Genomic DNA, 18,785 nt, shown 5'->3' on the forward strand with positions numbered 1-18,785 from the left:
CCTATCGAAAGACATCCCATGCAAGACTACCAACGCCCACCCACCCTGTACCGTTACGGCATGCGCTCCGAGCTCGAGCTGGCACTGTCGAGCGGTCAGTTCCGCCTGGAGCCGGCCAACGGCTTCCTGACGCTGCCGTTCTCGCAGGTGTGGGACAAGCACCTGTTCGAGGTGCTCGGCCCGGCCGACTGCTGCCTGGTCATCCACAACAGCGAGGAATTCGGCGAACGCCTGCACCGCGCGGTGCAGCGTACGCTGCCCAACTGGGCCGGCATCGACGGACCGGTCGAATACGGCGCGCGCTCGCGCCTGGGCCTGGCCTTCTCGAAGCTGCCGGCGCACGCCAGGGAAAAGGAGTGGAAGTTCGCCTGGCGCTCGCTGGCGCCGCAGGCGATCCTCAATCCCGTCACCGTACGCATCGGCAGCATCGAGCAGTTTGCGGAGCTGCGCTCGCCGGAAAGCTATCCGGTCTAGTCACTCAGCACGCTGGCGCCGGCCGACGGCTGCGCCGTGCCTTCGACGATCGACAGGTGCGCCGCACCCGGCGCCGGCTGCGCGCCGGCCGCCATGCCGAAGTTGCGCACCGGGCCGATCATGGTGACGTCGGCATTGCCCTTGGCGTCGGTGCGCAGCGCGCCGATCTGCTGGCTGCCCAGCCAGACCGTGTAGGCGTTGGCGGGCTTGAGCTTGAACACCGCGACCTCGATCGCGTCGACCACGCCCAGCGGACGCGCCACCGCGAAGCCCTTGGCCTCGCTGCCGGCGGCCACGGGCTTGAGCTTGATGTTGCTCGAGTCGCCGTTGACGCGCGGCTTGAGGTTCTCCGCGCTGCCGGGCGCCGCCACGTGCGACAGATAGACCAGCGCCTGCGGCGCCTGGCCGCCCGGCATGTGCGCGACGACCTTGTTCGTGGCCGGGTCGATCACCTCGGCGCCGTCGCCGTTCTCCAGGCCGACGTAGACGCGGCTGCTGTCATCCGAGGTCCAGATCCCGTGGGGCAGCGCGCCGGTCGGGATGGTCGCGACCAGTTTCGCTTCCTTCTCAAGGGTGTAGACCTTGACGACGTTCTCGCCGCCGACCGTCACGTAGGCCAGCACGCGCCCGCCGACCTTGGCGAAGGCCAGGTGGTTGGTGATGAAGCCGGTGTCGATCACGCCGACGACCGCCTGCGTGCGCGTGTCGATGCGCGTGACCTTGCCGACGTCCTTGTGGGTCATCCACATCTCCTTGAAGTCCGGCGTGAACTGGAGAAAAGGAGAAAACGGGCTGACCACCGGGATGCGCTTGATCACCTTGTGCGCCTTGACGTCGATGACGTCGACCTCGGGCGTGAAGCTCGATACCGCAAACGCCAGCGTCCCGTCCGGCAGGAACTGCACCATGCCCGGACCGACCGCGGTCGGGATGCGGCCGGTCTCCTTGAACGTGGTCGGATCGATCACGGAAATATAGTCTTCGCCGCGCACCACGACCCAGACTTCCTTGCCGTCGGCAGTAAAAAAGCCTTCGTGCGGCGAGCGCCCGACGTAGGTCTTGCCTTTGACTTTATTGGTGGCGGTGTCGATGAAGGTGACCGAATTCGAACCGTTCGAGATCGCGATCAGGGTCTTGTGGTCGGGCGAGAAGCCCAGGCCGTGGACGTTGACTTCGCCGCGGTACAAGGGCGAGAGCACGTCGGGGCGCTCGTTGCCGAGCACGATCTGGCCCAGCAGGCGGTTGCTTGACGGGTCGAACACCGAGACCGTGTTGGTGTTCTGGTCGGCCGTGTAGACGCGGTCCGAATGCGAGGGCAGGGCCAGTGCGGCCTGGGCCGCGGCAAACGCGCCGGCCAGGACCAGGAGGCGGGGCAGCATCTTCATGAGATTCTCCTTGTTCATCAATGCGGATGGCGCGCCAGCCACGCCCGCATCACGTTGATTTCGTTCTGCTGCTCGGCGATGATGCCGAGCGCCAGGTTGCGCAGTTCCGGGTCTTGCGTGTTCAGCAGCACGGCCTTGGCCATGTCGATCGCGCCCTGGTGGTGCGGCAGCATCATCGTCACGAAGTCGTGGCCCGGCTGGCCGTTCATGGGCGCGGCCTGCATGTCGCGCTCCATGATCGCCATCGCCTGGTCCATCAGGCTGGCGAACGGCTTGTCGCTGCTGGCGACGAAGGCGGGCGGCGGCGCTGCCGGCTTGCCGGCGGCCGGCATCGCCATGTCGTGGTGGTGCATGTCCTGCGCAGCGACGCTGGCGGCGCAGGCGACGCTGGCGGCGGCAAGGCACAGTCCCGAGACCAGACGAGGGAGCAGCTTGTCCATGGCGGTTCTCCTGCGGATGGCGACGCTCAGCCCACGTACAGCGGGTTCTGCGCGACGTAGACACGCACCTTCGGCACGGTCACGCCGGCCGGGGCGATGGCGGACAGCTCGAGCGAGTTGACGCTGTTCCAGGCGTCGAAGGTGAAGGTGAAGCTCTGGCCGCCGACCTCGAAGCGTACGGTGTCGCCATCGGTCACGTTGACGTAGCGGGTGTGGTCGTCGATCCTGATCGTGCGGCCGGCGCTCGGCGCGGCGTTGACGTCGAGCGTGCCGTAAAAGTCGGCGCCGTGGGTGCGCGGGATGGCGTTGGCGCTGGTAGAGGCGAATGCGGCGCCGGCGAGTAGCAGCGGCAGGACCAGGGTGCGGATCGAGGTATTCATGGCGTTTCTCCTTCGTCGTGGTGGTCAATGGGTGATGCGATGGAGGCCAGTCTAGGAGCGCGGCGCTGACGGCCCCGTGACGCTCACATTACGAATCGATGACGAAGCGGTGACGCAGATGTCATCCGCAGCGCCGCCGACTTGCTTCACAATGGCGGTGGGAGGACACCATGCGCATACTGATTGTCGAAGACGAGCCGAAGACCGGCGACTACCTGCAGCGCGGCCTGAGCGAATCCGGCTTCGTCGCCGACCTGGCGCGCACCGGGCCGGACGGCCTGCACCTGGCGCTCGAGCACGACTACGACCTGGTCGTGCTCGACGTGATGCTGCCGCAGATGGACGGCTGGACCGTGCTCGGCAAGCTGCGCGAGCGCAAGCAGACGCCGGTGCTGTTCCTCACCGCGCGCGACGAGATACCCGACCGCGTACGCGGCCTCGAGCTGGGCGCCGACGACTACCTGGTCAAGCCGTTTGCCTTCGCCGAACTGCTGGCGCGCGCACGCACGCTGCTGCGCCGCGGTCCGGTGCGCGAGCCCGAGATCGTCAAGGTGGCCGACCTCGAGGTCGACGTGCGGCGCCACCGTGTCACGCGCGCCGGCCAGCGCATCGACCTGACGCCGAAGGAATACGGCCTGCTGCAGCTGCTGGCGCGCCGGGAGGGCGAGGTGCTGTCGCGCTCGCTGATCGCATCGCAGGTGTGGGACATGAACTTCGATTCCGACACCAACGTCGTCGATGTCGCGATCAAGCGCCTGCGCGCCAAGGTCGACGACCCGTATCCGGTCAAGCTGATCCACACCGTGCGCGGCATGGGCTACCTGATGGAAGTGCGCGAGTGAGGCCGATCTCAATTTCGCTGCGCCTGGGAATGCTGTTCGCGGCGATCGCGGCGACGGTGTTCCTGGCGGTCGGCGCCTACCTGCACCAGACGCTGTCGCACCAGATGGGCCAGCGCGACGACAATGACCTGGTCAACAAGGCGCTGCTGGTGCGCCAGCTGCTGCGCACGCTGCCGCAGGGCGCGCCGATGCCGCACGAGGTCGAGAGCGTGCTGCGCGGTGTGATCGGCGCCGACGGTGTCATGCTGCGCGTGAGCACGCCGGACGGGCGCGCGGTGATCGGGCCGGCGCTGGCGCGCGATGCCGCGCTGCCGGCGCCGGTGCCGGCCGGACGCGAGCCGCGCCAGGCCGACGTGGTCAGCGTCGACGGGCCGAACGGCGCCAAGCGCGTGCTGGGTGTGCTGGCCGGCGGCGGCGGCGGACGGATGCTGCGCGTAACGCTCGAGCGCATGCGGTCGGACCGGCTGGCCATCCTGAAACGCTACGCCTTCGATCTGCTCGGCGCATTGGCCAGCGGCGCGGTGCTGGCCACGCTGCTGGCGTTCGTCGCGGTGCGGCGCAGCCTGCGCGCGCTGGATGCGGTGGCGCTGCAAGCCAGCCAGATCAGCGCTCAGCGCCTGCATACGCGGCTGGCGGTGGAGGCGGCGCCGGACGAGCTGCGCGCATTCTGCCTCGCGTTCAACGCCATGCTGGACCGGCTGGAAGAGGGTGTGCAGCGCCTGTCGGGCTTCGCCGCCGACCTGGCGCACGACCTGCGCACGCCGGTCAACGCGCTCATGATGCAGACGCAAGTCGCGTTGTCGCGCGCGCGCTCGGACGAGGAGTACCAGGCGCTGCTGGCGTCGAACCAGGAAGAATACGAGCGCCTGGCGCGCATGATCGAGAACACGCTGTTTTTGGCGCGCGCCGACAGCGCCCAGCTGGCCGTGCGCCCGGAGCCGCTCGACGTCGGGGCGGAACTGGCGCACATCCGCGACTATTTCGAGATGCTGGCCGAGGACAAGGGCGTTGCCCTGAGCCTGGGCGAGGCGCCGGCGCCGCGACTGCTGGCCGATCCGGTGCTGCTGCGGCGCGCGCTCAACAACCTGGTGTCGAATGCGCTCGCGCACACGCCCGCGGGGGGGGCCATCCGCCTGGACGTGCGCGACGAGGATGGCTGGCTGGCGCTGTCGGTCGCCAACAGCGGCGACGGCATCGCGCCCGAGCATCGCGACGCCGTGTTCGAGCGCTACTACCGCGCCGATCCGGCGCGCGCCGGCGGCAGCGCGGCCGCGCATTCGGCTGGATTGGGCCTGGCGATCGTGCGCGCCATCATGCAGCTGCACGGCGGCAGCGCCCGGCTCGACCCCAGTGCCGAGGGCCAGACCGTGTTCACGCTGCGATTTCCGGCGCGGGCAAAAAAATGACCGGGCGGCGTTGGTGCGCCACCCGGCCTTTATTCTGTCCTGAGCTCAGGGTTTATTGCCCCGAACCGAAGCTACCCTTCTTGCTCGGCTTGCTGGCGTAATCCGACGCCGGCTCCTGCTTCTGGTCGTACTGGCGCGAACCGCCCTTGCCGGATTGCTGCGAACTTTGCGGTCCGGTGACCGACTCCTGCGAGCCCGCCACCTGTTTTTGCTCCATGCCGCCGTAGCCCGACTGGCGCGGTGCGTTCAGGCGGTCTTCCTCGCCGCGCGCCTGCACCCGCTGGCCACTTTGGCGTGCGCTCCAGCCGGCCTGCTGTGCACCGGCGCCGCCGCGCTGGCTGCCCACGTTCTGTTCGCTGCCGCCACCGCCGCCCTGCAGCGAGCCGCGTGCGCGCAGGGCCGCGCCCTGCTGTTCGATGTTGGCCGATTGCACATTGGCGCCGCCCGGGGCCACCCAGCCGGGTGCGCGCGGCTGCAGACTACCCTCGGCGACAGGGACGATTTTTTCCTTGGCGATACCGCGAGCGCGGACGCTATCCGGTCCTTTTTGCTTAGACATATTTATCCTCCTCAAGTGCGCGCATGCTGATGCGCTGATAGGAAGATCATGCGCGCTGGGAAGAGCCTATTCCAGAGGAACAGGGAGCGCGCCTTTGTAGGAATTGAACTACCAGATTTACAAAGTGAATATCGACTTTCGGTAGGGCTTGGGCTAACCCGGCAGGCGGTTCCGGCTCGCCCCATCCCGCACCCGACTCGCCACAATTACCTTTCCGTCACGGAACGCATGCGTCATCGTGATGGCCGAGTTCATTTGCATGGAGCCGCCGTGAAAAGAAGATGTTTCCTGACCTCGCTGGCGCTGCCGGCGGCCGGCGCCCTGGCGTGGCCGACACCGGCTTACCGCCGCGTACGGCCGGCAGATGCGGCGTGGCCGAACGCCGCAAGCTGGGCAACGCTGAGCAAGACTGTCGGCGGCAACCTGATGGCGGTGCATGCGCTGTTTCAGAGCTGCCGTGCCGACCCCGGCAGCACCGCGTGCCGCGAGGCGCAGGCAAACATCGGCAATCCGTACTGGATCGGCGATCAGCCGGGCGGGACCGAGAATTCCGGATGGCTCGACGCGTGGACGCCCGCGCCGAGCGCGTATGCCATCAGGGCGCGCCATGCCGGCGACGTCGCCGCCGGCGTCGCCTTCGCCCGCGACAACCGGCTGCGCCTGGCGGTCAAGGGCGGCGGCCACAGTTACCTGGGGACGTCGAATGCGCCCGATTCTCTGTTGATCTGGACGCGCGCGATGAACGAAGTGACCTTGCACGATGCGTTCGTCGGCCAGGGGTGCGCAGGCCGTGTGGCGCCCGTGCCTGCCGTCAGCGCCGGCGCCGGTGCGATGTGGATCGACCTGTATCACGCGGTGACGACGGGAGGCGGGCGTTACGTCCAGGGCGGCAGTTGCACCACGGTCGGTGTCGCCGGCCTGGTACAAAGCGGCGGCTTCAATTCGTTCTCAAAAGGTTTTGGTACGGCGGCGGCCGGACTGCTCGAAGCGGAAATCGTGACCGCCGATGGGCGCATCCGCGTCGTCAACGAATGCCTGGAACCCGACCTGTTCTGGGCGCTCAAGGGCGGCGGCGGCGGTACCTTCGGCGTGGTGACCCGCGTCACCTTGCGCACCCACGCGCTGCCGCGCTTCTTCGGCGCCGCATGGGGCAAAGTCAAGGCACGCTCGGATGAAGCGTTTGCGCGCCTGATCGCCCGCTTCATCGCCTTCTACGCAGAAGCGCTGTTCAATCCACACTGGGGCGAACACGTGCACTTCACCCCAAGCAACACCTTGGAAATCGACATGATCAGCCAGGGCCTCACCCCTGAGCAGGCGCGCGCCGCATGGGCGCCGTTCTTCGAGTGGCTGAAAGCGTCGCCGGACGATTTCGATGTCGATCCCGGCTCGGTCGGCGCCTGGGCCTGGGACGCGCGCAGCTGGTGGGATCCCGACAAGCGCTCTGCGGAATTCGTCAGCGACACTCGCGCGGGCGCGCCCAGCCACCACGCATGGGGAAAAGGCGACCAGGGCGAGGTCGGCGTGTTCCTGCACGGTTACGACTCGCTGTGGCTGCCGGCCGCGCTGCTGCACAAGGAGCGCCAGCCGGCGCTCGCCGATGCGCTGTTCGCGGCAAGCCGGCACCAGATGGTGCGGCTCCACATCGGAAAAGGGCTGGCGGGGGCGTCACCGGAAGTGCGCGCCGCGGCACGGCAAACCGCGATGAATCCCGCGGTCGCGGATGCCTTTACGCTCGTGATCATCGCCGATGGCGAACAGCCCTCGGCCTATCCGGGCCAGGCGCGGCCCGCCATCGACCTGGCCACCGCACGCAAGAACGCGCGCAACATCGACCGGGCGGCAGCTGAACTGCGCAAGATCGCGCCGCATTCGGGTTCCTACGTTTCCGAGAGCAACTACTTCAACCGTCTCTGGCAGCAGGAATATTGGGGAGAACATTACCCGAGGCTGCGCAGCATTAAATCGAAATACGACGCCGGCGGCTTGTTCATCGTCCATCACGGCGTCGGCAGCGAAGACTGGAGCGCCGACGGTTTTACACGCCTGCGCTGACCAGCCAGTGGACTGCTTACTTCTTGCGCACCACCACGCAGCCGATCGAATACCCGGCGCCGAACGAGCAGATCACGCCATTCGCACCCGGGCGCAGGTCGTCCTGGTAGCTGTGGAAGGCGATGATCGAACCGGCCGAGGAGGTGTTGGCGTAGCTGTCGAGGATGACGGGGGCTTCTTGCGGCGTCGCGTCGCGGTCGAGCAGCATGCGCACGATCAGCTGGTTCATGTTCAGGTTGGCCTGGTGCAGCCAGAAGCGCTGGATGTCCTCGATCTTCAGGCCGGACGCCTCGACGGTATCGCGGATCATCTCGGCCGCCATCGGGCAGACTTCCTTGAACACCTTGCGGCCCTGCTGGCGGAACAGCTTGTCGGGCTGGCCGATGCCGGCTTCGTCGAAACGGTTCATGAAGCCGAAGTTGTTGCGGATGTTGTTCGAGAACTTGGTCTTGAGCTTGGAATCGAGGATTTCGAACTGGTGCTCGCTGGTTGCCGTGTCGGCCGCCTCGATGACCATCGCGGTGCAGGCGTCGCCGAAGATGAAATGGCTGTCGCGGTCGCGGAAGTTCAGGTGGGCGCTGGTGATTTCCGGGTTCAGCACCAGTACCGCGCGCGCCTGGCCGGTCTGCACGGCGCCGGCCGCGGTCTGGATCGCGAAGGTGGCCGAGGAGCAGGCCACGTTCATGTCGAAGCCGAAGCCATCGATGCCGAGTGCATCCTGCACTTCGACCGCCATCGCCGGGTAGGCGCGCTGCATGTTGCTGGCAGCGACCAGCACCATGTCGATGTCGGCCGCGGTGCGGTTCGCGCGCGCGAGCGCCTGGCGCGCGGCCGCGACACACATCTCCGCCTGCAGCGACAATTCCTCATCCTCGCGCTCGACGATGCGCGGCGTCATGTGCTTCGGATCGAGGATGCCGGCCTTTTCCATCACGTAGCGCGACTTGATGCCCGAGGCTTTTTCGATGAAGGCGCTGCTGGACGGCTCCAGCGCGCTCACGGCGCCGGCGGCGATCTGGTCGGCGTGCTCGGCGTTGAACAGCTCGACGTAGGCGTTGAACGCGGCGACCAGCTCATCGTTGGAGATCGAATGCGGCGGCGTGAACAGGCCGGTGCCGCTGATGACGACAGGTTTCATGGTTGTCTTTCAAAGAAGATAACGTGAGGAAACCTCACGCGAATCTGCCGATTCTACACAATCGTAGTGACGCTGGGAACCGCGATGGCATGGCCTTGCGGGCCAATGTCGACATGCTGGAGATGCACGTCAGGACCGGCTTTGCGCGCGCGCAGGGGTGCGCGGTGGATGTTCAATATGCGCGCTCAGTGCGCGCTCAGTGCGTGCGATTGGCCAGCGCGGCCGCTGCGGCCTGGGCGTGCTGCGACAGCTGCACCGGCAATCCCTGCAGGTGACGCAGCGCCTGGGCCAGCTGGAAATCGTCGGTGCTGCCGAAATCGAGCGGCTTACGGTGCTTTTCCAGAGCCAGGATGCGCATCTGCTCTTCGATGTCGTCGGCGCGCGTGACCTGTTCTTCGCGATCGCGGTCATTGCCCAGGTGATGCTGCAAATCGGCTTCGCGCATGCGCAGCGCATTCAAGCCGTCGTCGTTGGCGTTTTCGTCGACCGGGACGTCGGGCAGGATGCCGCGCGCCTGGATCGAGCGGCCGTTCGGCGTGTAGTAGCGCGCCGTGGTGAGCTTGACGGCGGTGTCGCCGGCCAGCGGGCGAATGGTCTGCACCGACCCCTTGCCGAAGGTCGGGCTGCCGACGATCGCGGCGCGTCGGGTGTCCTGCAGGGCGCCGGCGACGATTTCCGAGGCCGAGGCCGAGCCGGTGTTGACCAGCACCACCATCGGGATCGTCTTGAACAGGTCGGGCACCTTGGCCAGCGGATCCTCGCCGCGGCTGAGCATGTAGTACTCCGGGCGGTTGTAGAAATGCGCCTTGGATTCTTCCAGCTGGCCATTGGTCGAGACGATTTCAGCGCCCGCGGGCAAAAAGGCCGCCGCCACCCCGATCGCGCCCTGCAGCAGACCGCCCGGATCGTTGCGCAGGTCGAGCACCAGGCCCTTCAGGTTCGGCTCCGCGCGCGCCAGGGCGGCCAGCTTGCCGGCCAAATCCTCCACGGTCGGCTCCTGGAATTGCGAGACGCGGACCCAGGCATAGCCGGGCGCGACGATCTTGCCCTTGACGCTTTTCTGCACGATTTCCTCGCGCGTAACGGTGACGTCGAACGGCGCCGGCGCATCGTGGCGCTGGAGGGTCAGCACGACCTTCGTGTGCGGCTCGCCGCGCATGCGCTTGATCGCTTCGTCCAGGTCGAGGTCCTTGATCGAGGTGCCGTTGATGCGCGTGATCAGGTCGCCGGCCTTGATGCCGGCCTTGGCCGCCGGCGAATCCTCGATCGGCGAGACGATCTTCACGAAGCCATCCTCGCTCTGGCCGATCTCGATGCCCAGGCCGACGAATTTGCCCTCGGTGCCTTCGCGCAGCTCGCGGTAGGCCTTGGTGTCGAGGTAGGCCGAATGCGGGTCGAGCGAATCGACCATGCCAGCGATGGCCTGGGTGAGCAGCTTGCGGTCCTCGACCGGTTCGACGTAGTCCGACTTGATCAATTTATAGGCCGCGCTCAGGCTGCGCAGCTGCTCGACCGGCATGGCGTCCGCCACCGGCTTGCGCGCCAGCGAGGAAAATTGCATCGTGACCGCGACCCCGAGGATCGCACCCACGGTCAGGAGGCCGGCATTCTTGAGGGAAGGGCGCATTGCTATCGGGGCAATCGGGGCAATCGGAACAATCTGGACAAAGGGCGGAAGAGGCGCTGGCGTTGCGCCTGAGTATACTCCGCCTGTTGCCCCGATGCCGGACCAATGCACGCGCTGCTCAGGCAGCGGCGCGGCGATGGTTGTTCGATACGCTTGAATAGCCGATGACGCGCGAGAATAGTTCGAGCTGCCCTTCGGTCGTGGCATCCCAACTGAAATTCTCGGCATAGCGCCGCGTCGCCGCGTGTTCCGGATAGTGATCGCGCAGCCTTTGCATTGCGTCGGCGATGCCTTGCGACGTCCGTTCCTTCATCAGTACGCCGGCTTCCGGTGTGGCGACGACTTCCGGCGTGCCCCACACATTGCTGGCAACCACCGGCGTACCGCACGCCATCGATTCCAGCAACACGTTGGCCCAGCCTTCGCGGCTGGACGCCAGCACCATGGCATCGGCCGCGTTGTAATACGTCTTCAGCTCGGTCTGGGCAACCGGGCCGAGGAAAGTGACGCGGTCGGCCACGCCGAGGCGTTGCGCCAGCGCTTCCAGGTTCTTGCGCTGCGGGCCGATACCGGCAATTAACAATTTAACGTCGGGCATCAAGGCCAATGCGCCGATCGTCAGGTCGTGGGCCTTGCGTGGATCGAGCACACCGACAGAGATGATCGTAAAACCGTCGATGCCGAGCTGGGCACGCGCGGCCTGGCGGTCGGCCGGCTGAAAGCGCTGCAGATCGACACCGTTACGCAGTGATACGATGCGCTCACCGTCAACACCCAGACCAATCATTTCATCGCGCAGGGCATTACAGACCGTAATCATGCCGGCGGCATGGCTGGCGGCCCACATCAGTTGCCTGCGCGGTAAGGCGTACTGGGGAATCAGGTTGATGTCGGTACCGCGTGCCGTCACGACCACCGGCTTGTTGAAGTATTTGCCGAGCATGACCGCGGCAACGCCGTCCGGGTAAAAATAATGCGCATCGATGGCGTCGAAATCGTAGCCCTCATCGATGATGCGGCCAATCTCGGCCTTGCTCGCCTGCGCCAGCAGCCAGGGCGCTGCCGTCATCCCCACTTTCGGGATCACGACATAGCGCGGATGGGTTACGTCGATCTCGTAGCGTGTTTCCCTGCGCGGCACCTTGGAAAACGCTGCGTAATCGCCGAAGCGGCTGTTCGAGGAAGGGAACCAAGGCACGGGCGCCACGACTTTCGACTGCGCCTTGCCGCTGGCAAGCAAATAACGCAGGCGGGTTTCAACAAAGATGCCATGGCTGGGCTTGACCGTGTTGGGAAACAACGTACTGAATGTGAGGAGCTTCATGAATTCCTGACCGTGATAATGAAGATGAGGTCGTTAAGGCCAAAGTCGATTATGTTACATAATGAAAACAAAATCTGGCGCAGCGCAGCATCTTTCTGATTTCATAGCAGAAATGTAACGTGCGGGACATGCGTAAAAGAAATTTATGATAAATTCATCCAAGTTTAGCCTAGCGAAACAAAGCTAGGTCACATCTTTGCGAGAGACGGCTGCCGATGCGAAATGCATGGCTGATGCCGTCGGCTTTAACGACTTATCTGTAGACACTATGAAAATTTCAGTTATCGGCACGGGTTACGTCGGATTGGTATCGGGCGCTTGTTTTGCCGACGTCGGGAACACGGTGATGTGCCTGGACGTTGACGAACGCAAAATCCAGATGTTGAAGGACGGCATTATTCCAATTCACGAACCCGGCCTGGATAGCTTAGTGCAACGTAACGCCGCCGCCGGCCGGTTGCTGTTTTCATCCAGCTATGATGAAGCCGTGGAACATGCCGATATCATCTTCCTCGCCGTCGGCACGCCGCCGGACGAAGATGGCAGCGCCGACCTGACGCATATCCTTTCCGCTGCGCGCAGCGTCGGTCAGCGCCTGAACAAACCGGTCGTCGTCGTCGACAAATCGACCGTGCCGGTCGGTACTGCCGAAAAGGTCAAGCACGCCATCGCCGAGGAAGTGGACAAGCGTGGGGTCAGCGCGGTGTTCAGCGTCGTCAGCAATCCTGAATTCCTGAAGGAAGGTGCGGCGATCGACGACTTCATGAAGCCCGATCGCATCGTGGTGGGCAGTGACGATGCGGCTGCATCCAAGGCAATGCGCAAGCTGTACGCACCTTTCAGCCGCAATCATGAAAAGTTCGTCGAGATGGACGTACGCAGCGCCGAGCTGACCAAGTATGCCGCCAACGCCATGCTGGCTACGCGGATCAGCTTCATGAACGAATTGGCGAATCTGGCTGAAGTGCTGGGCGCCGACATCGAAGCCGTGCGCATGGGTATCGGCATGGACCCGCGCATCGGTCCGGATTTCCTCTATGCCGGCATGGGTTACGGCGGTTCCTGCTTCCCGAAGGATGTCAAGGCGCTGATCAAGACCGCCAGCGTCAATGGCCAGGAATTGCATCTGCTGACAGCCACGGAGCGTGTCAACGAAGGCCAGAAGAACGTCTTGTTCAATAAGCTGCAACGCTTCTTCGGCTCGCTCGAAGCGATGCGCGGCAAGACCATTGCATTGTGGGGCTTGTCGTTCAAACCGAATACCGACGACATGCGTGAAGCGCCGAGCCGTATTCTGATACGGGCTTTGTTCGAGGCTGGCGCCCGCGTCGTCGCCTATGACCCGGTCGCCAGTACCGAAGCCAGGCGCGTCTTGTTGGCCGAACACGGCGAAGACTTGTGCCGCGACCAGTTGCGAATCGTCGAGTCGGCCAAGCAAGCGGTGGACGGCGCGGACGTGCTGGTGCTGGTCACGGAGTGGAAAGAATTCCGCGCGCCCGATCTCCTGTTCCTGGCCGAAAACCTGAAAATGAAAGCGGTATTCGACGGACGCAATATCTACGATCCGGAAGCTTTTGCGGCTGCCGGTTTGTCGTATGAAGGCATCGGACGACGCTCGAAGCGAGTCGAACCATGAACCCGAGCCTTGATTCCCTCTCGAATTCGAGCCAACAACGCATTCTCGTTACCGGTGCGGCAGGCTTCGTCGGCAGCGCCGTGGCGGCACGCCTGGCCAGCATGGGCTACACCGTGTTCGGCTGCGACAACTTCAACGATTATTACGATCCGGCGCTCAAGCGGCATCGGGTCGAGGCCTTGCTGAAGCCGGCCGGGGTGGCTTGCGAGCAGATCGAGCTGAGCGATGGCGAGCAGACCGCCGCGCTGTTCGATCGGGTCAAGCCGACCCTGGTCGTCCACTTGGCGGCACAGGCAGGCGTGCGCTATTCGCTACAGAATCCGGCGGTGTATGTGCAAGCCAATATGGTGGCATTCGGCCATATTCTGGAAGCCAGCCGCAAACATGCCGTCGGCCACTTGCTGTACGCTAGCAGCAGCAGTGTCTATGGCGCGAATGCCAAGACGCCGTTCAGCGAGAGCGACCAGACCGACGCACCGGTATCGCTGTATGCCGCGACCAAAAAGGCCAACGAACTGATGGCGCATACCTACAGCCATCTGTACGGCATCCCCGCCACCGGGTTGCGTTTCTTCACGGTCTACGGCCCGTGGGGACGACCGGACATGGCTTACTTCAGCTTTGCCCGCAAAATGCTGGCTGGTGAAAAAATCCCCGTGTTCGCCGAGGGCAAGCTGTACCGCGACTTCACCTACATCGACGATATCGTGGAAGGCGTCATCCGCCTGCTGTTCAAGCCGTCGATCCAGGACGGTAAGCCGCCGCATTCGGTCTTCAACATCGGCAATAACCAGCCAGTGCAGGTGCTGGACTTCATTCGGACGCTGGAAAACGCCTTCGACGTCAAAGCAGAGCTGGATTTTCAGCCAATGCAGCCAGGCGATGTGCCGGCCACGCATGCCGACACCAGCAAGCTGCAAGCGTGGGTTGGCTACAAGCCGACGACGTCGCTGGAGACAGGCTTGCGTGAATTTGCGCGGTGGTATAATCACGCCACACGTGCAAATGTTTCCTATCTGAAATGAAAAAAGTCCTCATCCTCGGCGTCAACGGTTTCATCGGTCACCACCTGTCCAAGCGTATTCTTGAGACGACCGATTGGGAAGTGTATGGCATGGATATGCAAAACGAGCGCATCACTGAGCTGCTCGACCATCCGCGCATGCATTTCTTTGAAGGCGATATCACGATCAATAAAGAATGGGTCGAGTACCACGTCAAGAAATGCGACGTGATCCTGCCGCTAGTGGCGATTGCCACGCCATCGACCTATGTCAAGGATCCGTTGCGCGTCTTCGAGCTGGACTTTGAAGCCAACCTGCCGATCGTGCGCTCGGCTGCGAAATACAAGAAACACCTGATCTTCCCGTCGACCTCGGAAGTGTACGGCATGAGCCCCGACGCCGAATTCGACCCCGAAAACTCGGAATTGGTCTATGGCCCGATCAACAAGCCGCGCTGGATATATGCCTGCGCCAAGCAGCTGATGGACCGTGTGATCTGGGGCTACGGCATGGAAGGCTTGAACTTCACGCTGTTCCGTCCATTCAATTGGATCGGCGCCGGCCTGGACTCGATCCATACCCCGAAAGAGGGTTCGTCCCGCGTGCTGACGCAATTCCTCGGCCATATCGTGCGCGGTGAGCCGATCCAGCTCGTCGACGGTGGTCAGCAAAAGCGTTCGTTTACTTATGTGGACGACGGCGTCGACGCACTGATGAAGATTATCGAGAACAAGGACGGCAAAGCGACCGGCCAGATCTTTAACGTCGGTAACCCGGTCAACAATTATTCGATCCGCGAGCTGGCCGACATGATGCTGAAACTCGCTGCCGAGTATCCGGAATACCGCGAGACCGCCAAGCAGGTCAAGCTGGTCGAGACCAGCTCGGGCGCCTACTACGGCACGGGTTACCAGGACGTGCAGAACCGTGTGCCGAAGATCGAAAATACGGTCTCGGAACTGGGTTGGAAGCCGCAAGTGTCGATGCAGGATGCATTGGCCAAGATCTTTGAATCGTACAAAGACAACCTGGGCGATGCAAAACAGCTCAATTCCTGAGCACGCGCGTTTCCATGACAAAGGCTGCTTCGGCAGCCTTTTTTATTGGCATGAGACTGACGTGTAAATACAAATTCGAGGTTGGTGTAAATCCGTGTATCGCACCGCAAACGGCAGGTAAGTAATTGTAAGAGTGGGGCAAGTGGGCAGGGTGCCCGCCTATAGTGATCTCAGTTTTTCTCTCTCTCCACTCTTGAAGTGGTCTTTGCCCACGGTCCCCACCGTGGGCTTTTTTATGTCCAGGAGCTGTATCGTATGACAATGCGGATGTCCACCCGGATCGCCCGGGCCTGCCTGTTCGCACTCGCCCTCGGTGGCGCCGTGCCTTCGTTTGCCGTGCCCATCATGGACATGCGTGCCGAAGACCTGGTGCCGATGACGTCCGAACTCAAGCAGACGCTGAACCTGACCGACAACCAGCAGACCTTGTTCAGCCAGGTCGAAAACCGCAGCCGCGCCATCCTGCGCGAGCGCCTGCACCGGCGCGAAGCGCTGCAGGACCAGGCCAAAGCGATCCTGGCCAAGCCGGACGTCGAGCTGCGCGACCTGAACAAGCTGGTCGAAGCCGAAGGCGCGGCGTCCACAGCGGAAGACAAGCAGCTGCGCGAACTCTGGCTCGGCTTTAACGATGCGCTCGACGACAAGCAGCGCCATCAGGTCGCGGTCCTGCTGAACGAGCAATTGATGCGCGTGGTGCCGGAAGGCCGCCCAGCCGGCGAGCACGGCAGCGGAGAGGGCGCAGGGCGCGGCACGGGCGGCCGCGGACGCCGTGGCGGCATGGGCGGCGGTGGCATGGGCGGACCCGGCGGCGGCAGCGTGAATATCGGCGGCTGATGCCCGATCTTAAGCGCAGTCGACTAGACAAGCGCCCCTGCTGCGTGAACGAAAACACGGAAATGACGCACTGAAATCAGGCCGCAGGCGCTTTTTTGGCGCCTGCGGCTGTTCCTTATGTATCAAAATGTAACAACAGCGATCCGAGCGTGTTGACGCCATGCTGAACGGCTAGAATTTATTCGATCTGGGCAGCAAGTCTTTGGTTTGCCGCCCGTAACGAATGGGCGCACGCTCGCATAACAACGATAGCCAATGAGCACACTGATCCCGATCGCCTGCCTGGTCCATGCCAGGCACGGTGGGATACGCAGGCCTGCTGGCCCGGACCTCGACCGGCGCCATGTTCTTTCCGCTCCGCGCACGTGCGACCGCACGCGCGCGCGACACCGATTCCCTCACGCAGGCGCTGCCAACACGCCGCACACACCTGCATGAAATGAAACTGTAATGACAAGACAACAGCCCGGTTTACGGCGGACTTGGCTGTGTTAAATTTGCCGATGGCCAAAAGCCGCTCTTTTCCCTGATACCGAGGACTTCCTTGTGAAACGATACCTTCTGAGTACCCTGACCCTGTCCATGCTGGCCGCATTCGCGAGCGCTGCGGACAACGTCGCGACCGGCGCCGCTACCGCGAGCGCATCCGGCATCGACACGCAGTACATCGATTCGAGCGTGCGCGCTCAGGATGACTTCTTCCGTTACCTGAACGGCAAGTGGCTGCAGACTACGGAAATCCCCTCGGACCGCTCGAGCGCCGGCACCTTCATCCAGCTGCGCGAGGACACCGTCCCGCAGCTGCGCGGCATCATCGAAGCCGACCAGGCGGCGCATCCGAAGGCCGGCAGCGACGCGAAGAAGATCGCCGACCTGTACACCAGTTTCATGGACGAGAAGAAGCTCGAGACGCTCGGCTACAAGCCGCTCGCGGGCGAACTGCAGCGCATCCGCGCGCTGAAGGACAAGAAGGGCGTGCCGGCGCTGGCCGCGCACCTGTCGGAGATCGGCGTGACGACCCCGTACGGCATCGGCGTGGCGCAGGACGCCAAGGAGTCGACCAAGTACGCGACCTACATCCGCCAGAGCGGCCTGGGCATGCCGGACCGGGACTACTACCTCAAGACCGACGACCCGAAGATGGTCGACACCAAGGCCAAATACCAGCAACTGGTCGCCACGACGCTGTCGCTGGCCGGCGACAAGGACGCCGATGCGAAAGCCAAGCAGATCGTCGCGTTCGAGACCGAGCTGGCGCAGGCCCAATGGACCAAGGTCGAGCTGCGTGATCCGACCAAGAGCTACAACAAGATGGATGTGGCCAAGCTCGACGAGCTGACCCCGGGCTACGACTGGAAGGCCGCGCTGGCCGCCTCCGGCGTGGGCAACAAGGTCGACTACGTGATCGTCGGCCAGCCGAGCTACCTGACCGGCCTCAACCAGATCCTGGCCAAGACCGACGTCGACACCCTGAAGGCCTATTTCCAGTGGCAGCTGCTGCGCGCCTACTCGCCCTACCTGTCGCAGGGCTTCGTCGACGCCAACTTCGACTTCTACGGCAAGACCCTGACCGGCGTGACCGAGAACCGTCCGCGCTGGAAGCGTGCGGTGGCGACCGTCGAAGGCGACCTGGGCGAAGCCCTGGGCCGCGAATACGTCGCCAAGTACTTCCCGCCGGAGCGCAAGGCGCGCATGGACGAGATGGTCAAGAACATCCTGGCCGCCTATAAGGAGTCGATCAACAACCTCGACTGGATGGGACCGGAGACCAAGAAGGAAGCGCAGGCCAAGCTGGCCACGTTCAATCCGAAGATCGGCTACCCGACCAAGTGGCGCGACTACACCAAGCTGGCGATCAAGTCGGACGACCTGGTCGGCAACGAGATGCGCGCCTCGCTCTTCGAGCACCAGCGCAACATCAACAAGCTGGGCAAGCCGGTCGACCGCGAAGAGTGGGGCATGACGCCGCAGACCGTCAACGCCTACTACAACTCGCGCATGAACGAGATCGTGTTCCCGGCCGCGATCCTGCAGCCGCCGTTCTTCAACATGGCCGCCGACGACGCCGTCAACTACGGCGCGATCGGCGCCGTGATCGGCCACGAGATCGGCCACGGCTTCGACGACAAGGGTTCGCAGTCGGATGGCCAGGGCAACCTGCGCAACTGGTGGACCGCCGACGACCTGGCCCGCTTCAAGGCCAAGACCGACATGCTGGTCAAGCAGTACGACGCCTTCGAGCCGGTGCCGGGCTACCACGTGAACGGCGCGCTGACGCTGGGCGAGAACATCGGCGACAACTCCGGCCTGTCGATCGCCTACAAAGCCTACAAGATCTCGCTGCACGGCCAGCAGGCCCCGGTGATCGACGGCTTGACCGGCGACCAGCGCTTCTTCATGGGCTTCGGCCAGGTGTGGCGCTCGAAGATGCGCGACGCCGCCCAGATCGTGCAGGTCAAGACCGACCCGCACTCGCCGGGCCAGTTCCGCGCCAACGGCACGCTGCGCAACCAGGCCGCGTTCTACGACGCGTTCGGCGTCAAGCCGGGCGACAAGATGTACCTGAAGCCGGAAGACCGCGTCACCATCTGGTAATCTAGGCCTTGAGGCGCCCGGGCGGGCG

At 64.0% G+C, this 18,785-nt stretch carries 16 protein-coding genes; 9 read left to right on the forward strand and 7 right to left on the reverse strand.

Features of this window, described 5'->3' with window-relative positions; translation table 11 throughout:
- Window positions 1–18: 18 nt before the first annotated feature.
- Window positions 19–474: a hypothetical protein gene (locus FA90_RS19235; protein ID WP_036171577.1), complete on the forward strand. Its 456-nt coding sequence runs from the start codon at window positions 19–21 to the stop codon at window positions 472–474.
- Here the strand turns inward: FA90_RS19235 and FA90_RS19240 are convergent.
- From FA90_RS19240 to FA90_RS25175, 3 genes are read right to left on the reverse strand one after another with little or no spacing between them, the layout of a single operon-like run.
- A complete protein-coding gene (locus FA90_RS19240) occupies window positions 471–1,859 on the reverse strand; it encodes a hypothetical protein (protein WP_051972219.1) in 1,389 nt (462 codons plus the stop codon). The two genes, FA90_RS19235 and FA90_RS19240, sit on opposite strands and share 4 nt — an antisense overlap.
- Window positions 1,860–1,876: 17 nt before the next feature.
- Window positions 1,877–2,299 (reverse strand): DUF305 domain-containing protein, encoded by a 423-nt coding sequence (locus FA90_RS19245; protein ID WP_036171579.1) that lies wholly within the window; start codon window positions 2,297–2,299, stop codon window positions 1,877–1,879.
- A gap of 26 nt (window positions 2,300–2,325) precedes the next feature.
- Entirely contained in the window at window positions 2,326–2,679 is a 354-nt protein-coding gene (locus tag FA90_RS25175) for a CzcE family metal-binding protein (RefSeq protein ID WP_051971923.1), read from the reverse strand.
- Window positions 2,680–2,849: 170 nt separating this feature from the next.
- On the opposite strand from FA90_RS25175, the gene FA90_RS19255 reads away from it, so the two are divergent.
- Both FA90_RS19255 and FA90_RS19260 read left to right on the forward strand, forming a co-directional pair.
- A complete protein-coding gene (locus tag FA90_RS19255; RefSeq protein ID WP_036171582.1) occupies window positions 2,850–3,521 on the forward strand; it encodes a heavy metal response regulator transcription factor in 672 nt (223 codons plus the stop codon).
- Entirely contained in the window at window positions 3,518–4,927 is a 1,410-nt protein-coding gene (locus FA90_RS19260; RefSeq protein WP_036171586.1) for a heavy metal sensor histidine kinase, read from the forward strand. Before FA90_RS19255 ends, FA90_RS19260 begins: the two co-directional genes overlap by 4 nt.
- Before the next feature lie 52 nt (window positions 4,928–4,979).
- Here the strand turns inward: FA90_RS19260 and FA90_RS19265 are convergent, their stop codons facing one another.
- A complete protein-coding gene (locus tag FA90_RS19265; protein ID WP_156116773.1) occupies window positions 4,980–5,486 on the reverse strand; it encodes a hypothetical protein in 507 nt (168 codons plus the stop codon).
- 228 nt (window positions 5,487–5,714) lie between these two features.
- On the opposite strand from FA90_RS19265, the gene FA90_RS19270 reads away from it, so the two are divergent.
- The gene (locus FA90_RS19270) at window positions 5,715–7,541 is read left to right on the forward strand and encodes an FAD-dependent oxidoreductase (RefSeq protein WP_081933938.1); all 1,827 of its coding nucleotides are present in this window, start codon (window positions 5,715–5,717) and stop codon (window positions 7,539–7,541) included.
- A 16-nt stretch (window positions 7,542–7,557) separates the two neighbouring features.
- On the opposite strand, the gene FA90_RS19275 is transcribed toward FA90_RS19270, so the two are convergent.
- From FA90_RS19275 to FA90_RS19285, 3 genes are all read right to left on the reverse strand, one after another.
- The gene (locus FA90_RS19275; RefSeq protein ID WP_036171591.1) at window positions 7,558–8,679 is read right to left on the reverse strand and encodes a beta-ketoacyl-ACP synthase III; all 1,122 of its coding nucleotides are present in this window, start codon (window positions 8,677–8,679) and stop codon (window positions 7,558–7,560) included.
- A 196-nt stretch (window positions 8,680–8,875) separates the two neighbouring features.
- Complete coding sequence (locus FA90_RS19280) at window positions 8,876–10,306, reverse strand: S41 family peptidase (RefSeq protein WP_036171594.1); 1,431 nt, start codon at window positions 10,304–10,306, stop codon at window positions 8,876–8,878.
- Window positions 10,307–10,424: 118 nt separating this feature from the next.
- Window positions 10,425–11,630: a glycosyltransferase family 4 protein gene (locus FA90_RS19285; protein WP_051971924.1), complete on the reverse strand. Its 1,206-nt coding sequence runs from the start codon at window positions 11,628–11,630 to the stop codon at window positions 10,425–10,427.
- Between the two features lie 268 nt (window positions 11,631–11,898).
- Between FA90_RS19285 and FA90_RS19290 the strand changes: the two genes are divergently transcribed.
- The 5 genes from FA90_RS19290 to FA90_RS19310 all read left to right on the forward strand — a co-directional run bounded on the left by FA90_RS19290 (window position 11,899) and on the right by FA90_RS19310 (window position 18,757).
- Window positions 11,899–13,266, forward strand: coding sequence for a UDP-glucose/GDP-mannose dehydrogenase family protein (locus tag FA90_RS19290; RefSeq protein WP_036171597.1), 1,368 nt, complete (start codon window positions 11,899–11,901; stop codon window positions 13,264–13,266).
- Complete coding sequence (locus FA90_RS19295) at window positions 13,263–14,291, forward strand: NAD-dependent epimerase/dehydratase family protein (RefSeq protein ID WP_051971925.1); 1,029 nt, start codon at window positions 13,263–13,265, stop codon at window positions 14,289–14,291. Before FA90_RS19290 ends, FA90_RS19295 begins: the two co-directional genes overlap by 4 nt.
- On the forward strand, window positions 14,288–15,328 hold the full coding sequence (locus FA90_RS19300) for a bifunctional UDP-4-keto-pentose/UDP-xylose synthase (RefSeq protein WP_051971926.1): 1,041 nt from the start codon (window positions 14,288–14,290) through the stop codon (window positions 15,326–15,328). Before FA90_RS19295 ends, FA90_RS19300 begins: the two co-directional genes overlap by 4 nt.
- 267 nt (window positions 15,329–15,595) lie before the next feature.
- Complete coding sequence (locus FA90_RS19305) at window positions 15,596–16,162, forward strand: hypothetical protein (RefSeq protein WP_036171599.1); 567 nt, start codon at window positions 15,596–15,598, stop codon at window positions 16,160–16,162.
- Window positions 16,163–16,708: 546 nt separating this feature from the next.
- Window positions 16,709–18,757 (forward strand): M13 family metallopeptidase, encoded by a 2,049-nt coding sequence (locus FA90_RS19310; protein WP_036171602.1) that lies wholly within the window; start codon window positions 16,709–16,711, stop codon window positions 18,755–18,757.
- Window positions 18,758–18,785: the final 28 nt, after the last annotated feature.

This window comes from Massilia sp. 9096, assembly GCF_000745265.1.
Taxonomy (GTDB): domain Bacteria; phylum Pseudomonadota; class Gammaproteobacteria; order Burkholderiales; family Burkholderiaceae_D; genus Telluria.

Coding starts and splice junctions, on each gene's coding strand:
- FA90_RS19235 (WP_036171577.1), top strand. CDS start 19: ATGCAAGACTACCAACGCCCACCCACCCTGTACCGTTACGGCATGCGC.
- FA90_RS19240 (WP_051972219.1), bottom strand. CDS start 1,859: ATGAAGATGCTGCCCCGCCTCCTGGTCCTGGCCGGCGCGTTTGCCGCG.
- FA90_RS19245 (WP_036171579.1), bottom strand. CDS start 2,299: ATGGACAAGCTGCTCCCTCGTCTGGTCTCGGGACTGTGCCTTGCCGCC.
- FA90_RS25175 (WP_051971923.1), bottom strand. CDS start 2,679: ATGAATACCTCGATCCGCACCCTGGTCCTGCCGCTGCTACTCGCCGGC.
- FA90_RS19255 (WP_036171582.1), top strand. CDS start 2,850: ATGCGCATACTGATTGTCGAAGACGAGCCGAAGACCGGCGACTACCTG.
- FA90_RS19265 (WP_156116773.1), bottom strand. CDS start 5,486: ATGTCTAAGCAAAAAGGACCGGATAGCGTCCGCGCTCGCGGTATCGCC.
- FA90_RS19270 (WP_081933938.1), top strand. CDS start 5,715: ATGCGTCATCGTGATGGCCGAGTTCATTTGCATGGAGCCGCCGTGAAA.
- FA90_RS19275 (WP_036171591.1), bottom strand. CDS start 8,679: ATGAAACCTGTCGTCATCAGCGGCACCGGCCTGTTCACGCCGCCGCAT.
- FA90_RS19280 (WP_036171594.1), bottom strand. CDS start 10,306: ATGCGCCCTTCCCTCAAGAATGCCGGCCTCCTGACCGTGGGTGCGATC.
- FA90_RS19285 (WP_051971924.1), bottom strand. CDS start 11,630: ATGAAGCTCCTCACATTCAGTACGTTGTTTCCCAACACGGTCAAGCCC.
- FA90_RS19290 (WP_036171597.1), top strand. CDS start 11,899: ATGAAAATTTCAGTTATCGGCACGGGTTACGTCGGATTGGTATCGGGC.
- FA90_RS19295 (WP_051971925.1), top strand. CDS start 13,263: ATGAACCCGAGCCTTGATTCCCTCTCGAATTCGAGCCAACAACGCATT.
- FA90_RS19300 (WP_051971926.1), top strand. CDS start 14,288: ATGAAAAAAGTCCTCATCCTCGGCGTCAACGGTTTCATCGGTCACCAC.
- FA90_RS19305 (WP_036171599.1), top strand. CDS start 15,596: ATGTCCACCCGGATCGCCCGGGCCTGCCTGTTCGCACTCGCCCTCGGT.